This window comes from Caballeronia mineralivorans PML1(12), from assembly GCF_001028175.1.
Lineage (GTDB): Bacteria > Pseudomonadota > Gammaproteobacteria > Burkholderiales > Burkholderiaceae > Caballeronia > Caballeronia mineralivorans.
Window position 1 is genome coordinate 79,343 of sequence record NZ_AEJF01000121.1, and the last position, 15,640, is coordinate 94,982.

The following is a 15,640-nucleotide window of genomic DNA, read 5'->3' on the forward strand; positions in this document are numbered from 1 at the left end:
TTCTATACCAATCGGCATCACCGCCCTGTTGTGCCAATGTCTCGCTGCGTGCTGCCGTTGCTCCGTCATTGCCTCGATGGCCCCGGATACGTCACGTTCGTGAAGCCGGGAATCTCTACCCGATCCGGGCGATTCCCGTTGTCCTGCAACTGATCGACAATGTAGTCGGCCACGCAGTTCGACAACAGTTGTGTCGGGTCTTCCATGATGCGTCTGAGACGCGCGGTAGTGGCGTCCCGGTCGTTCACCGACGTGATTGGCGGCATCTGTTCGGCGGCCGCCGGTTCGAAACGATATCCGGGATAATCCGGAAACAATTCACGCGCCACGTCGATGCTCGCGCGTGTGTTCAGCCATAACATCCGGTATGTGTTTTCCAGTGCGGCCAGACCAGCGGCATCGGGCAACTCGGCCACCGAGAACGACGGTGCATGGGGCGCCACGAACAAGCGTTCCGGCGGCAACGCGCCACTGGAGACGCGCCAGATCAGATGGCACATGTTGTTGGTCGCCCAGGTCGCGCCGGCCGTCGGGCGGCCCGACCTGCCGCTGACCAGCACCATCAGGCGCGGCCAGTCGAATTCCTGTGCACGCAGCCAGTTGCCGATCCGATAGACGATGTCCAGGAACGCGAGACCAAACGTTGCGAACATCACGTCGTTCATGGGCACCGGCACCGTGTCCGGATCCAGCGGTGCGAAGTAGCGATCGCGCAACGAATCGAACGTCATCAGCGAGGGTTCGTCCGCTACACGCTCGAGCAAATCGATCGTCGTGCCGCAGGTGTAGTCGACCAGATTCGCGAGCTGGACATCGAAGCCCGCCAGACTCTGGATAGCGATCTCGTCGCGCCATAACGCCGGCGAATTAGCCTCTCGTGTCTTGCGCGCATGAACCATCAACTTCGCGGCGTCGCGCTGCCACGCGTTGTCATGCGGCGCGAGCTCGCGCATCCGCGCGAGGTAGGCGATCGCGAGCGGCAGATGCGATACAGCCGTCAATTCGATGAAACCCCGCGTCGATTTGCGAAAGCTCTCGATCGATGCGGGGCGCCCGCCGCCGGGAAACAGCGCGACGTCCGAAGCGGTCGATACCAGCAGCGGCGTGTCCGCCTCGCGCTGCATCATCTGCTGCGTCAACTGGTTGCCGATGCTGGCCGGGTCCGAGGTAAAAGCGCGGAACAGCTCGGCGAAGGCGGAATGCGGTTGATAAGTCATCGTTTGAAGACTCCGTGATGCATGTCAATAATCGAACAGCCGCGCGGGGTTATCGGCGAGGATCATCTGGCGAACCGCGGGGTCTTCCGTCCACGCGCCTAGCAGGTTGAGCAGCTCGTCGGTGTCGCGGGTCGAGTCGGGAATGTGTGGCCAGTCAGAGCCCCAGATCACCTTGTGCGGCGCCGCTTCAATGATCTTCTGCGCCATCGGCGCGACGGCATCGTAGCCTCGATGCTTCGCGATCCGGTACGGTGCACTGAGCTTGAGCCAGCAGTTGCCATCCTTGAGCAGGTTCAACAGGCGCTCGAAATCCGCTGGCGTCAGGCCGTCCTCCTCAAGCATGTAGCCCATGTGATCGATAACGAAATCCGATTGCACGTCGGCGAGAAATGGAATCAGGTTGCGAACGACCCAGCCGGGCGCGTAGAACTGGACATGCCAGCCCAGGCTCGTGCATAAGCTCGCTATGCGCGTGATGTACTGCTGGATCTCCTCGGTGGGCAACGCCGAACGTGCAAACAAGTCGAGCCGCACGGCACGAACGCCTGCCCGGTGGTAACGATCAAGCGTGGCTGCGTCGGTGTCCTCGTCGATCATGACAACGCCGCGCGCAATCGGTCCGACAGAATTCAGGGTGTCGATCAGGCAGCGGTTATCCGTGCCGTAGAAGCTCGGCTGCACGATCACGAATCGTTCGAGTTCAAGCACGTTCATCAACTGCAAGTAATAGTCGAGCTTGCCGTCGGGCAACGTGTAATGCGGATGCTCTACATGCGGATACAGTGCCTCAGGACCGAACGCGTGCATGTGCGCATCGCAGGCATGGGCGGGTATCTCGAAAGCGAGGCGTGACAGCGTGTCGGATGCACGCATCGGGGTGGAAATCAGCGGAGTTTCGGCCATGACAATGTGTCGTGAATAATTGATTTAAGGGCGGCTTAGAGGAATGCGGCGCGGCTGCTCTCCATCCGCTGACGCAGCGCGTTGAGGAACAGATCGGTATCGATGCCCGCAAAGATGAACGGCGCCGCGCCCTCCTTTCGAAGGCTCGTCAACGCGTCGCTATCCGGCATGCCGCCAACGATCGCGACCTTGCCGCAACGGTGAGCGGCGGCAATCACGTGCCGGCATGCTTCCACCACTTCAGGATGCGTGGACTCGCCGGTGTGTCCCAGGTCGGCGCTCAGGTCGTTACAGCCGACCGCCAGAATATCCACGCCTTCTACCGCCGCAATCGCATCGGCCGCCTCCACGCCCGCGCGGCTTTCGATCAGCACCTTGATTGCGGTGGCATTGTTGAGCGTTTGGTTGAGTTCGCGGGCGTGTAACTTCTCGAAGTTCACATAAGGCAGCGTCGCGAGTTGCGAGCGCTGTCCCTGCGGCGGGAAACGCGTTGCCGTGACCACGTCTCTTGCTTGCGCAGCCGTTTCCACGCGCGCAACGATGATGCCAAGCGCGCCGCCATCGAGCACGCGATTGATCGTGCCGTAATCGCGCTCAGGAACCCGTACCCAAGGCGTCAAGCCGAGATCGACCGCGCATGAGCACAGTTGCGCGACGGTATCGACGGGCAGCGTGCTGTGTTCCATGTCGATCCATATGGTGTCGTAGCCGGTCGCCTTCGCCCAGCGCACCACGTCGGTGGTTCGCGACGCGCGGATACCGAGCGCATAGACGGGAAGGCCAGCCCGCAGGCGCTCAGTCAGTTCGATACCATTCATCTCGGCTCCATCCGTTATTGGCTTCTGAAGAAGTATCGCCTCAGAATCCATTCTGATTTATTCTCCAGAAAATCTTATTGATTTACAGAGACAATCAATGCACGTCAGGCATCTGGAGTATTTCGTCGTGCTCGCCGAGGAACTGCATTTCCGGCGTAGCGCCGAGCGGCTTGGCATCACGCAAGCGCCTTTGAGCCTTGCGATCCAGGCGCTCGAAACCGAACTTGGCGCACGCCTCTTTCATCGGACGAGCCGCACGGTCGCGTTGACCGAGGCCGGGTTTTCCCTGATGAACGACGCCCGGCACATCCTCGCGCGTATCGACCTCGCTAAAGAAAATGTCTGGCAGACGGTTAGCGGACAGGTTGGCCGGCTGCGGCTTGGTTTTACGAATGCGTCGTCGCTCTCGCCGCTTTTTCCGCGTCTGATTCACGCGTACCGCACGCAACGGCCGAACGTGCAGATCGGGCTGCATGAGTTGTCTTCATCGCAGCAAATCGAACAGCTCGATGCGCGCGAGCTCGACGTCGGACTGCTGCGCCTGCCGCTCTCCACGCCGCTGCCGTCGAACCTGGTATTTACGCCGCTGCTAGAGGAGCCGTTGCTGCTCGCGATGCATGCGGCACATCCGCTGACCAAGGCCACGTCCATCAGACTCGCAGATCTGCGCGGCGAGCCGTTTATCGCTTATCCCCGGCAAGCGGGTGTAGCCGTGCACGAGCAGACAGTCGCGTTATGTGCGAAGCGCGGCTTTGAACCTTATGTGGTTCAGGAAGCGCAGCAGGCGTCGACGCTGATCGGCCTGACAGCGACGGGCCTCGGGATCGCGCTGGTGCCGGCCACGCTGAAGGCCATCGCAATACCGGGTGTTGTGTTCAGGGAGCTCGACGACGACGATACCAAGACGACGCTTTACATTGCTCATCGTCACGGCGACGTTAATTCACGCGTCCAGCAGTTCGTGGAGCTGGCGCTCGCTCTGCGATAACGCTGCTGAGTCGAACTCGCATATATAGTGACGACAGCCCGCGATCTCCCACCCGACGGATATCACCACAAGACATGACCATCACGCCGCCTAAAACATCCCTCTTTCGCCGCGCGCTTGCGGCAACAGCGCTTCTTGCCATTGTTGCGAGCCATGCCGCCTACGCCGAAGATAGCGCCATGCCGGTTCGTACAAGCGCACGGGATCTCACTCAGGAAGAGAACAACCGCGCACTGGTCGTGCACTTCTACGACACGGTATTCAACCGGCACGATCTCGGTATCGCCAGCACCGTGCTCGCGCCGAATTACATCCAGCACAACCCGCGCGTGCCTAGTGGGTCAGCACCGTTTATCAGTTTCTTTACAGAGCGCTTCAAAGCAAACCCAGAAGCGCGTTCGACGATCGTGCGCAGCGCGGCCGATGGCGACCTCGTTTTCCTTCATGTTCATTCGACCAGCAATCCGCAGGATCGGGGCAATGCCATCGTCGATATCTTCCGCGTCGATCACGGCAAGATTGCGGAGCATTGGGACGTCATTCAACCGGTGCCCGAGCACGCGGCTAACGACAACACGATGTTCTAGAGCAGCGGTCTTGCTAAAGCTCGACTCATTGCCGATTCAATGATCGCGGCGAGCCCCCAGATAAAAAATTGGTAATCGGCGGAAACAGGTCGTAAGCACTGCGGGAAACCGCGCACTCCTTCTCATATCGCACGCCAATACCCGGTGCGATGATTCGACACGAAATACGCTTCGCCGCACCTCGATCCCGCCAAGCCCGGGGCTTTGATGCGCGGTGTCGAATCGAGACTGGGAATCAACGCGCTACGCGAGGCTTATCATGACCCATCACGGCAATCCAGAACCTGCCCGTTTTTTTACCTGGCTTTGTTCGCCTTCGGCAACGTGCGCGCCGGCGATCGACTGAGTCATGAAACCCCAACTGTGTGTCTGCGCGCTTGCGCTAGTTACCGGGGTGCTGTCGCTCACTCCTTTTGTCGCCGTTCATGCTGACCCGATGATGCGCAATCCCGGCGCATCGAAGAGCAAGACCGCCGATATGAGAAGACGCGCCCGTGAAGCGCCGTTCGCGTTTCGCGGCATCTCGCTCGGCATGACACTGGACGACTTTCAGGCAGGCGCAACTGTACGAGCCACGCCGATCGACAGCGTGCCGGTTTGCGAAACCGACGTGATAGCCGGCTCGCTCGGCATGAGCCTGAAGACGCGTGAGAGCCTGACAGTCGCTTGCCGCTGGGCGCATCAACGAGCAAATGGCTGGGCTGTATCGCAGGCCGTGGTCGACGGCGTGCCGGCGCAGGACCACATGCTGCGTTTCGCCCGAGCCAGCGGACAAACCACTTTCCGCTTGTATGAGATGTCCTTCGTCATAGACGAGGGCACCGCGGCTGATCTGCGCCACGCTCTTGCAGACCGCTACGGCGCACCGCGAGCTAGCGCTCAACCCTCTGCATCGACTAGCAGCACGCTACCCGTCTACGAATGGGAAAACGCGGTGAGCTCGATCACCTTGCGTTTCTTGCCAGCCACGCGTAACGCCACGCTCGTCTATCTGCTAAAAGCATCCGACGCCTGGGTCAAGTCGGTCGACCAGCAATGGCGGACCAGCAGCGTGGATGCGAGCTGACAGGCGTTGATAGATACCTCTCTTGAGCAGGCGACACGGCTTTTCGACATCCATGGAAAGACTCAGAAAGGACTTTCGGGAGCCCTCTGTTGCTTGCCGTTTCACCGTTTGTTGAAGTGCGCGACCATGGCGTTATGGACCAACACCTTCTTCATCCTCGGAAATCAATCATGCAGGCCGGCCTGAATACCACTCATCGCTATCACGCAACGTGCGCGCTTTCTTGCATCGTCACGAGCGCAACCGGTCGAGTCAGCCTTACTGCAAGCATGCAAGGTTCACGCGCATTGCGTCTGCTCGCGTCCCGCTGAAAAGCGCAAAACAGGAGTGGTGGCGTTATGGATAGCTCGATCGAATGCGGAACCGAAGGATATGGTTCGGCTATTGTCGAACCCTCCACTCGCCCCGGCATGACAGACCTCCTGAAACCTATGGGACTCGTGGCCTCCCGGGTTAAAAGATCCCTGCGTATTGCTTCGATCATCTGCGCGACGATCAGCCCATGCTCTTTATCCGGTTGTGCATGGACGGTAATAACCGCCGTCGATGCGGCCGGGTCGGTCGTGCAAGCTGGCATAAGCATTGCGTCGAACCACTCTTCTCCTACCGCCGTCAATGGCGATCAGGCATCGGTCCATGCTGTTTGCATCGAGTGGAATTCGATGGTCTCCGTTGGCGACTTCGTCCCCGCGTTGCAATATGCGCTGCATAAACGCGGGGTGGAGTCGAGCGTCTATGGCGCAGGGAACTCACCGTCGAACTGCGAAGCGACACTCGTGTACAGCGCGGCCACGGATTGGGGTCATCGCTCGTTCACCGAGGGATACACCCAGTACCTCTCCGCCATCAATCTCACCTTGATCCAGCGCGGCAAGATCGTGGTTGCTGCCAGCTACCAGACCAGCGGGGCGAAGCTCGACCGCTACGCGAGCACGACGACCAAGGTCACGGCACTCATCAACAAGATGGTGGTTGCAACAAAGGACTGAAGGAAGGATGAAGTCCCGAGGACCGGGAGGAAGCCGCGATCTCATCACGGGTCCGGGAGAACAATCCCGGACCCGCATATTCTATTTTCTCGATAGCGGCTTATTTGCAGCTGCTTAGGCGGCCTGCCCGCATGAGGCTTCGCACTGCTCCGGCAACATGCCCGCGCTGCTGGATAAGGTCGAACTGGACTCTTCTCCGGCGACTGACTCGGCGACCGTGCATTCCTCGACCGCTTCATCTTCCGTGATACGTGGAACCGCCTTGGCGCTTTTGCCGGCACGCGACGGCGGTTGGCAACTGCCGCACACCGCACCGTGCGCGGAGTCCTGCTTGCGGGTGACGAACTTGCCTGTACAACTACAGCACCGTGTCAACTGCAGGATGCCGGCGTCGAAGAAACGCACGAGCGTCCAGGCGCGCGTGAAGCTCAACATGACATAGCTGCTGTGACGCTCGCAATGTTCGAGATAGAGCTTATAGCCCTTCGTCAACGCCTCGAAACGCGTACAGCCCGCGAGATCCTTCAGGAACAGATAGATGTTGTAGAAGAGGGATGCATGGATGTTCGGCGACCACGTCATGAACCAGTCGACCGAGAACGGCAGCATACCCTTCGGCGGCGACACGCCTTTGACTTCCTGATAAAGGCGAATCATGCGGTCGCGCGAAAGGTTGACTTCGCTTTCAAGCACTTGTATGCGAGCACCGAGTTCGATCAGGACGGCCGCCCGCATCACGTCTTGAGCGTCTTCAGTTATGCTTTTTTTCGCCATTGGCGTACTCCCCTTCCTCTTGTACAAACCGCCCGACTGATACATCGGCCAGCGCTATAACACTGAGCCAGGTCTTCAGGCGCGGGAACCACGCACTCCCCAAAACACCGGGTCACGCAGCGTACGCGCTTTCGCCGGAGTGTGCGTAATCAGACTGCCGGTGACGTCGTCTGACCGGTCTTCAGGCACCCGAAGTCCAAGGAGAAAAATCATCAGCAGAACGCCAGACATAAAACCAACTACATAGCCGATCAGCAACATGCTTCCTCCTCCGCGAATTTTACAGAGCTCAATAAAAATATCGTCGATGAATTGATCGTTTGACGCGGACGTTAGGAAAAGCGTTGCATCGTATAGACAACGACACGTCCCAGAACGAATGATCCTCTTTTCTACTCAAGTAAATTGCCTGGAAAAGACAAGGCTTTGCCCTAACGCTTACTGAACCTTTCCTTAAGCTTCTTGCTGTTTCGAATAGATATTCCCTTAGTTCGACTGCCTTAATAAACGCGGCGAAATTCTTTATAAGATTTAGGAAGGACTTGCGGGAGGCGCATGTTACTCGCCGTTTCACTGCTTGCTGAAGTGCGCAATCATAACCCTGCGAATGGACGAAGTACCGCGTGCGAGCGATTTAATCGCAACCATGCCCTCTTCACTCTCAGGAGTCGATTCATGCCAGTCTGCCGGCACGTCGCTCAGCGCGATCATGCACCCCGCGCTGTTCGAGCTATTGATCGTATGAATTGCCTGCGGCTAGGGTCGGCTTCACGATTAACGCTGACGTCCATGGAGGTCGCTTGAACCTTAGCGCTACCGTATCGGCCCGGCGTCCGTCAGGACGATCAGGACCGCTGCACAGTTCGTTACCCACAGAGGGTGAGGTTTTGTTGCCGTCCTCTCATCGACCTCTTCTTTCTGGCAGTCCTACTCGATAACCATGAAACAACTTACCCAAACTCTCCTGCTCGCAAGCGTTCTGGCTACCGGCGCCTGCAGCGCATTCGCCCAAAGTCAGTCGTCATCCGGCATGGACGATGGTCATTCAAGCCACGAAGGTTTCGGGCCGAGCTTTGCCGTGGTCAACGATCTCGAACATTTACAAAGGCTGTACGACCTAAGCGGCCGCGAAAGCGAAATGAGGGAGATCTATCACGACGTTTTGCTAAAGACACAGGTGCCAGCGATTCGCCAGTACGTCTACGAGGCGTTGGCGCGTAACCTGCTGCGGCCGGCTAACGTGGACCAGGCGATAACGACCATTCGCACGAGCCTGGATGAGGACCTGGGCACGCTGGCCAAACGCCCGTCCGCTCCGTGAAGGGCACGTGCTGGGTCAGGGGAAAGACGAGGGGCAGACTATTGCCCCGTCCGTGGCATACAAGGAAAGAGAGTGGCGCGATCAGATTGGCGCCTAACCCATCGTAGACAGACCGTAGACAGACGCACTCAGCTACCCGGCCTTAGGAAAATCGAACTGACGCCAGGACCTCACTCGCGCGTTACGTTCTAATCCGCACACCCTCGCCGGATCAGAATGTCAGCACGCTAAGAAACATCCGCTGCAGCCAGCCAAGTGTCGTCGCATCGGCAAGCATGCCGACTCCCGCCTGCTCAATACGCGCATTGGCGACCTTGCTCGACGACACGTAGTTGCCAACTTCAATATCTTTAGGATTGACGATACCCGATAACCGCAAGCGATCCCGGGTCGCGTTCGTCGCGATTATCTTGTCGCCTGCGACGACCAGATTGCCGGTAGGCAGGGTCGCAATAACCGACACGGCCAGCGTGCCTGTCATCCCCGTGGTGTTCGTCACGGCGCCTTTCCCTTTGAACGTCGTGCTCGCGGACCCTATGTTGAACAGCTTGGCAAGTTTTGCAGCCGCGTTCGTCGACTTATCCGCAGCCTCCGCGGTGATATCGCTTGAACGGTCAGCCGATGCGTCGTCGCTGTTATTGGCTGAATACGACTCGGCGAGACGGATCGTCAACACGTCGCCCACGTGTTGCGCGCGAGGCGTTTCGTAAAAGGCGAGCGTGTTGCCGCCCTGGAAAATCGCCCCCCCTGTTTCAATATTCAGCGGGCTCGAGACCACGACCGGTGCGAAGGTCGGCATATCGACAATGGACTTCTGCTGGTCGCCCGCGCACCCAGCCAATGAGACCAACCCGCTAGCCAGGATCACAAACTTTAACGAGTTCATGTTTTCAATGTATCGCCAGATTAAGGATGTTGCTCAAGCACTGCGCGATGGTGATCCTGGCCAGCGTTTGGTTGCTGAGACCTGCCGCTGAACGCCGCTCGCACGCCCGTCATGTCGCGCCGTGGCTCAACCATCATCAATCGATTGCAGCAGCGCACGTATCAAACGGCGCGGCAGCCGCGTTACCCACGCCTGGCACAATCTTGACCGTGGCCGATACCAACCGGCACGGCAGCGCAGCCAACCCGCAACCTTCCATTGGCAATACGACCGCGCCGGCTATCAGGCATGCCACTAACCGCGCATATGATTTGTAAGACCGAAAATTAAGCATAGGAAAGACCGCTACCTTGTTATGCGCTGGTGTTGATACGCGTGCCAACCAAGCCGTTCGAAGGCGGCGCTGCAGGCGTTGGCTCAACCGGCAGTGATGGACCTGACTTGGCGCTATTGCCGGCGGCACTACCCGCGCTACCGCCGGCAGGGCGCGTCGGCGTCGGTGCAACACGTTCCGCAGGGGCATAACTGTTGACGTTCATGATCAAACTCGCTTTCAATAAAGATGAAGGGATCGAGGCAGCATCAGAGCGGACTTGAACGCATGCCAGGTCGCTAGAATTCTCTTTCGACATCGAATGATCACGCGTTACGGCTTGCGCTGATTAATGAATGACCATAGGCTTTTCTCGACTCCTTACGAGCACTTACCGCATAATCAGGATCGCAACTAATCCTAGATCTTCACGTCGACTAGCAACCCAAGCGGGTTCCAGCTAAGGCCTTTAGTCTCGGAGCCCAAACCGTCGAGAACATCGGCAAGCGACACCTCTCCCGTTTGACTCGCAGGCGTTACATAGGATTGCAACGCGTTATCCAGCGTGCTGACTGCGCCCGCTATTGCGCTGCTGTCTGCGTAACCCGGATCGCTGGTGGGCGTTGACTGGTGTACGTCGTCGAGTTGCCAGTCCCATGTGTCGCTGGGACTACTGCTATTGGCGGAGGTTGATCGGACAGTCTTCGCAAGCTCTTGTATGGACGAGCCAAGATCGGCATAAGCGGAAGTTACTGCGTCTGTTGGCGCGGCGTCGCCCTCTTGCTGAGCAGGTCCACCGATCGCATTCTGCAAAACAAGCGCCTGGTACAGCGCAACAAGGAACTGCTGACCGGCGTTCCTGTTCGCCTGCCCTCGTGCCTGGGGGTCGGCTGTGCCCGAGCTGCCTGCAAAGGAGTCCGTGTCAGTGAGGCTGGTGCTGGTGGGTGGAAACCCGTTCGCGTCGAGCCCCAAGCGCTGCAGGGTCAGCTTGAGCGCCTCCAACAAGGTATCCCCGCTTGCCGACGACGTCACCGCCGACCGCTCAGGAAGTGCGCTGGGTACATTGGAAGGAGGTTTCGCCGTGCTATTGGGCAAATCCGAGGATGAAACTGACATGCTGGAATCGAGTGCCATGGCTTCTCTTGGTTGGTTGTTCCGCGATACCGAATCGGCTGCGTCGAGCAGGGATCGCAGTGCCGCGCAGAGTTGAATGGCGAGCGCGCGGAATCGTTCGCCCAGACGTCATATCGACCGGCGGGGGAGAATCTGTAGCATTGGAAAGACGAGGTAAGAAGCCGATTCGCGCTTGCGTGCCAGCAGCCTTGCGGGCTATGCGATGCCCGGAATCACGATGAAAGATACGGTAACGCATGCATCACTTCGCACCCCGGACCGGCTTGTAAACCGTGCAGGTTTTTTATGAATTGTCTAAGCTTGGAACATTGCGAATGCAGCTAAGAAGAACGCCGCTAAGAGATCTGTCTAATGATGCCTTATCTGCCTGATGACCTGAGCTCCTTAGCTCATTCTCTTACCGGGCCTTTCGTATCCTAAGGTTGTTCGTACCGCTGACGTTATCACTGAGTATTGAACGTACTTGGAGGATGAAATGGATTTTTCTACGACAGGCGAGATTGCTTGCAAAGTGCGCATCAACCCCATCATGCTTGTTAGCGGCCACGGTGTATCGAGCCGCGCAATCCGGTATCGCGGAAAACATACGCTGCGGGCAATACTGGGATTCCTCGATAGCCAGCGCGAGGTTCGCGCGTTGGTCTTCAGCCACTCGTCCGACGGAGAGATGTTATGGGTCGACGTTCAGACGGGGGAATTAAGGAGCTTTGAGGAATGGCGTTTCGAAGCGGCGTGAACAACCTCCCTTGTGAGCCGCCAGCACCCCGCATCAACGGGGTGTCGCACGTGGCGATCAGGTAATAAAGACGATCCGATCCTCTGCCTTCGAACCGCATTCCACGAAATACGCAGTACGGGCGGCCCTCACGTCGAGGAGAACGCGTTCCACGCCTTCAACACCGGGACTTTCATGCAAATGCGTTTTAACGATGACTTCCGAACTCGGATTGGCTAACGCCTCACGCCTGATTTCCACGAGATACCTGACGGCATCCCGCTGGTTCATAAAATACAGAATCATTAACAACGTGTCCTTACCGCAGTTAAAACGGCGCTAGTCGACGCTACTTTCCGTCGCGCCCGCAAACGGCACAGGAAACGCAGGGAGACGTTGGCGCTCCACTACCGGGTGGTGACTTCACCCGACATCACGTCGATCCAGACAGGGCCCTCATCAGCTTGGTGGCTATAAACGAGCGCTCGTGCTTGCGGTCCCGCTATTCTTAGAAAGCGTAGTACGTCGCTACGACGCTGCTTGCCGCGATAAGGGACGCGACGCATCCTTTGGTCGCACTCCATGAGCAATACAACATCGTTATGCTTCAGGAGCCGCTCTATCATTGTTTCGGTCAACCCAAGGGTTGATTCGATCGCCGCCGTTCGCTGACTGATGTGCGAAACGCCGTTATCCGGTGGCAATTCGAACTGTGCGGGCGGTGAAAGGAAGAGAGTGACATTCCTCAGACCTTGATTGGCATACCGAACGTCTTGCAGAGCAGTGGCTGCATGCCGCCTGGGAACGTCGCGAACCTTGGCCGCCCGTTTTGTGGCGCGAGTCATTTACATCCGACCGCGCATACGATGGCCGACACGCCCGCCACCGCACCAAAAAGTCCGCCAAGCGCAAACGTTTCCACCGAGCTGGCGCACGCTTGAAGATTGAGTATGCAAAAGAGCATCGCGATGAAAATACAGCGCCGCAAGATTTTTCTCCCTCAAGCGTCGTTGCTGCGGTTTGGACTGGCTGGAATTACGACATGCCTAGCCTAGCTTCCCTTGGTAGATATCGCGTGCGTCTGGGGAGTCCATGCCTCTGGACTCCATGCACGCATAGAGAGATTAGAGCGGTTTGGGGAGGGGCATTTCGGCAATTACGGGCTGTAGATGCCATCTGCTTACAGGGCATTACCCGGTTGACCGCGCAAAGGCAACAAGGCTCTCAAAGGTCTTTTAACGCGTCGTGTTCGGCAAATATCGGCGGCGCGCCGACACTCTAGCGCCGACACTCTAATAAGCGGCAGCTACCTGCATCACTTCCGAACCGGAAGGCATGGCAAGCGCCCTGATTTCGTGAATCAGTCCATGCGTCTTGGCTTCATCGGCGTTCATCGTGCGGCCGTGGAGAAAAATCCCGCCTATGTTCGTTTTCTCAATCAACGTTTCCTGAGCAATGATCGTTGCCATGCGCTCGTTATCGGACCTTAGCGAGCTTAGCGCTTCCTCGACTGCGGCAATGCCTTGCGGTCCATTGAAGGTGCGATTGCTGCTATGAAGATAGAAGGTCGCGCTAGGCACGGCGATGCGTTTTGCGCCAGCCAGGAACACAATGCTCGCGATCGAATCGACGTTTCCAACGTTGATGAAATTGATCGGCGCGGGAAGCGCCTTGATGAAGGAATATGACGCGACGCCCGCGTGCACCTGTCCACCCAACGAATTCATCAGCACGGTGATGGACGTGGGAGGTGTCGGCCGGGTCAGAACGATCGTGAGCAGCGTGTGAAGATTATTGATGCTCGGCTCGTTGATCGGCGCCTGGTAGTTCAAGAATAAATCACCCACGAAATTGCCCTTGCATGGTCACGTTGAAATATTAGCGGCGCAATAGCCCGCTTGAGCTCCCGCGCGAGGAGGCGGGTGCAGCCCGGATGAGTTCGCTAAGACGATGCGAGGGCGCCACCGGTGCCGCTCAAATAAAGGGGGCGGCCTGATTTAACCAAAGCTCGTCGACTGGCGGAAGATTCCACAGCCTGGGGTCTTCGATTGCCACTATCCGGTCCGCACCTTTAATTTTCCTCAGGTCCACGACCTGAGGCAAAACAGGCTGGTTCGACTTGCACGAAAAGAACATCTTGACGATCGGCGTCAGGATGGATCCACTGCCCTGATCGAGCACGACAGCAAGAAAGCCCGATTCCAGCCGAACCACTGCGCCCACGGGGTAGATGCCGACCGTGCTGATGAAAGCCGCGAGAATGGTCTTGTCGAACTGCCCGTCCCACGAAGCCATGCTGCGCAGCGCCTGAGTCGGATGCCAGGACGATTTATACGGGCGATCGGACGTGACGGCGTCATACACGTCGCAAACCGCGCCCATCCGCGCAAGCAGGGGGATAGCCTTGTCCGCGAGTCCGTCCGGGTAACCCAGGCCATTGATCTTTTCGTGGTGGTGTAGCGCAACCTCCAGCACGCCAGCAGTGACGTCGGCTGACTGCAGCATTTTCCAGCCATCGTATGCATGTTTCTTTGCAACCTCGAACTCTTCGGTGCTTAGTTTTCCCGGCTTGTTAAGCACGGCGAGTGGCATGAGCGCCTTGCCCAGGTCATGCAGCAAGCCGGCCACGCCGGCCTCGAGGACGCCCGGTTCATCGAAACCGAGTTCGCGCGCCAGCGCCGTCATCAGCGCGCATACGGCGACAGAATGCATGTACGTGTAGCCGTCGTGGTGTTTGAGGCGCGCCACGCTGATCAATGCATGCGGGTTACGCATGACGGATGCGGCAATAGTCTCGACCAGGGGCATCATCGTGCTGCCTGCGACCACCTTCCCCATGCGGGCTTGCTGAAACACCAGCTTCATTTCATTGGACGCCGATTCGAACAAACGCTTCGCGTGTTCGATTTCCTTGCCGATCGGTTTTCTCGATGTTTGCGGGCGTGTCGTAACGGGCAGTTGATCGTCCTCGGTCTCCCCGTTGGACTCGACCGGATCCAGGGAGTCCTCAGCGCACCCCAGACCTCTGTCCGTATCGATCACAATCGACGTAATTCCGCTTGAGACGATCTTCTCTATATCACCGGCTGTGAGCAAGAACGAGTTCTTCCAGAACGGGTGATCGATCCAGCGCCGATCCAGACTGTGCAGGAACATGCCAGGACGCAATGATGAGGCTGCGACCGTTTTCAACATAAGCCAACTCCGATGAGCCATGTTTTGGAACTGGTGAGGGGATAAGCAACAACACCGTCAGCTTCGACCCACATGCACGCGCTCCACCAATGCACTAATCAGATCCTTGATTTCTTTCACTCGATACCTTGCTTGCCAACGCGAGCGGCCTGGACCGTCCGGTTCAACGCGAGAGCATGGGCCTTGAGCACGATGCCCTCGATAATAGTGACAATCTACACGACTCGCTCCAGGCAACTGAAACCTATTGCATCGTCAGGACCGAGGTCCCGCCGTAAATGTCCTGGATAGGGAAAAGTCGGCTACCAGATCATGCGCTGGTGTTAATGCGCGTACCGACCAGACCGGTCGACGGCAACGCCGTAGGGGAGGTTTCCTCCGCAGGCAGCGACGACGAAGCCGGTTTAGCGCCTTCGCCAGTTGCCCTGCCCGTGCTTGTGCCGGTCGGGCGGATGCGCGCCGGTGCAATGGGTTCCGCAGGCACTTGACTGGTCACTTTCATGGTCAGGCTCCCTTTCAATAGAGATGACGGGATCGAGGCAAGCTCAGGGCTGGATCGAGCGTGCGCCAGGTCGCCAAGCTTGTTTTGGACATTGAATGATCGCGCGTAACGGCCCGTGATAATTAAAGAATGACCGCAAGATTTTCCAGACTCCTTACCGGGAATTACCACTCACCCAATATCGCAATCCAGCGTTGCCAGGCAACCGTGCAAGCTTTATGTAAATGTCCGC

The 15,640-nt window shown here is 58.0% G+C and carries 18 protein-coding genes; 6 read left to right on the top strand and 12 right to left on the bottom strand.

Going from position 1 to position 15,640, the window contains the following annotated elements; all coding sequences use genetic code 11:
• Window positions 1-65: 65 nt before the first annotated feature.
• The 3 genes from EOS_RS19210 to EOS_RS19220 are packed head-to-tail and all read right to left on the bottom strand — an operon-like array spanning window position 66 to window position 2,938.
• On the bottom strand, window positions 66-1,217 hold the full coding sequence (locus EOS_RS19210) for a DUF5624 domain-containing protein (protein ID WP_047848259.1): 1,152 nt from the start codon (window positions 1,215-1,217) through the stop codon (window positions 66-68).
• Window positions 1,218-1,241: 24 nt separating this feature from the next.
• Window positions 1,242-2,120, bottom strand: a complete 879-nt coding sequence (locus EOS_RS19215; protein ID WP_047848260.1) for an amidohydrolase family protein — start codon at window positions 2,118-2,120, stop codon at window positions 1,242-1,244.
• Between the two features lie 35 nt (window positions 2,121-2,155).
• On the bottom strand, window positions 2,156-2,938 hold the full coding sequence (locus EOS_RS19220) for an HpcH/HpaI aldolase family protein (RefSeq protein WP_047848261.1): 783 nt from the start codon (window positions 2,936-2,938) through the stop codon (window positions 2,156-2,158).
• Between the two features lie 97 nt (window positions 2,939-3,035).
• On the opposite strand from EOS_RS19220, the gene EOS_RS19225 reads away from it, so the two are divergent.
• From EOS_RS19225 to EOS_RS19240, 4 genes are all read left to right on the top strand, one after another.
• A complete protein-coding gene (locus EOS_RS19225) occupies window positions 3,036-3,926 on the top strand; it encodes a LysR family transcriptional regulator (RefSeq protein WP_047848262.1) in 891 nt (296 codons plus the stop codon).
• A gap of 74 nt (window positions 3,927-4,000) precedes the next feature.
• Window positions 4,001-4,513: a nuclear transport factor 2 family protein gene (locus tag EOS_RS19230; protein ID WP_053063968.1), complete on the top strand. Its 513-nt coding sequence runs from the start codon at window positions 4,001-4,003 to the stop codon at window positions 4,511-4,513.
• 349 nt (window positions 4,514-4,862) lie between these two features.
• Complete coding sequence (locus EOS_RS19235) at window positions 4,863-5,579, top strand: hypothetical protein (protein ID WP_047848263.1); 717 nt, start codon at window positions 4,863-4,865, stop codon at window positions 5,577-5,579.
• 338 nt (window positions 5,580-5,917) lie between these two features.
• Window positions 5,918-6,568, top strand: a complete 651-nt coding sequence (locus tag EOS_RS19240; protein ID WP_235442880.1) for a hypothetical protein — start codon at window positions 5,918-5,920, stop codon at window positions 6,566-6,568.
• A 114-nt stretch (window positions 6,569-6,682) separates the two neighbouring features.
• Here EOS_RS19240 and flhC read toward each other — a convergent pair whose 3' ends face one another.
• Window positions 6,683-7,342, bottom strand: coding sequence for a flagellar transcriptional regulator FlhC (flhC, locus tag EOS_RS19245; RefSeq protein ID WP_047848264.1), 660 nt, complete (start codon window positions 7,340-7,342; stop codon window positions 6,683-6,685).
• A 75-nt stretch (window positions 7,343-7,417) separates the two neighbouring features.
• Window positions 7,418-7,603, bottom strand: coding sequence for a hypothetical protein (locus EOS_RS19250; protein WP_047848265.1), 186 nt, complete (start codon window positions 7,601-7,603; stop codon window positions 7,418-7,420).
• A 679-nt stretch (window positions 7,604-8,282) separates the two neighbouring features.
• Between EOS_RS19250 and EOS_RS19255 the strand changes: the two genes are divergently transcribed.
• Window positions 8,283-8,663, top strand: a complete 381-nt coding sequence (locus EOS_RS19255) for a hypothetical protein (protein ID WP_047848266.1) — start codon at window positions 8,283-8,285, stop codon at window positions 8,661-8,663.
• Window positions 8,664-8,874: 211 nt separating this feature from the next.
• Here the strand turns inward: EOS_RS19255 and EOS_RS19260 are convergent, their stop codons facing one another.
• The 3 genes from EOS_RS19260 to EOS_RS19270 form a co-directional block, all read right to left on the bottom strand.
• Window positions 8,875-9,549, bottom strand: a complete 675-nt coding sequence (locus EOS_RS19260) for a flagellar basal body L-ring protein FlgH (RefSeq protein ID WP_047848267.1) — start codon at window positions 9,547-9,549, stop codon at window positions 8,875-8,877.
• A 136-nt stretch (window positions 9,550-9,685) separates the two neighbouring features.
• Window positions 9,686-10,072 (bottom strand): DUF6726 family protein, encoded by a 387-nt coding sequence (locus tag EOS_RS48985; RefSeq protein ID WP_326972937.1) that lies wholly within the window; start codon window positions 10,070-10,072, stop codon window positions 9,686-9,688.
• Window positions 10,073-10,282: 210 nt separating this feature from the next.
• Window positions 10,283-10,996: a hypothetical protein gene (locus tag EOS_RS19270; protein WP_152693148.1), complete on the bottom strand. Its 714-nt coding sequence runs from the start codon at window positions 10,994-10,996 to the stop codon at window positions 10,283-10,285.
• 475 nt (window positions 10,997-11,471) lie between these two features.
• On the opposite strand from EOS_RS19270, the gene EOS_RS19275 reads away from it, so the two are divergent.
• Complete coding sequence (locus EOS_RS19275) at window positions 11,472-11,732, top strand: hypothetical protein (RefSeq protein WP_047848270.1); 261 nt, start codon at window positions 11,472-11,474, stop codon at window positions 11,730-11,732.
• Window positions 11,733-11,789: 57 nt separating this feature from the next.
• Here EOS_RS19275 and EOS_RS19280 read toward each other — a convergent pair whose 3' ends face one another.
• The 4 genes from EOS_RS19280 to EOS_RS19300 all read right to left on the bottom strand — a co-directional run bounded on the left by EOS_RS19280 (window position 11,790) and on the right by EOS_RS19300 (window position 15,408).
• The gene (locus EOS_RS19280) at window positions 11,790-12,017 is read right to left on the bottom strand and encodes a hypothetical protein (RefSeq protein WP_047848271.1); all 228 of its coding nucleotides are present in this window, start codon (window positions 12,015-12,017) and stop codon (window positions 11,790-11,792) included.
• Between the two features lie 986 nt (window positions 12,018-13,003).
• Window positions 13,004-13,558 (bottom strand): ATP-dependent Clp protease proteolytic subunit, encoded by a 555-nt coding sequence (locus EOS_RS19290; protein WP_047848273.1) that lies wholly within the window; start codon window positions 13,556-13,558, stop codon window positions 13,004-13,006.
• 127 nt (window positions 13,559-13,685) lie between these two features.
• Window positions 13,686-14,906: an HD-GYP domain-containing protein gene (locus EOS_RS19295; protein WP_047848274.1), complete on the bottom strand. Its 1,221-nt coding sequence runs from the start codon at window positions 14,904-14,906 to the stop codon at window positions 13,686-13,688.
• A 310-nt stretch (window positions 14,907-15,216) separates the two neighbouring features.
• Entirely contained in the window at window positions 15,217-15,408 is a 192-nt protein-coding gene (locus EOS_RS19300) for a hypothetical protein (protein ID WP_047848275.1), read from the bottom strand.
• Between the last annotated feature and the right edge of the window lie 232 nt (window positions 15,409-15,640).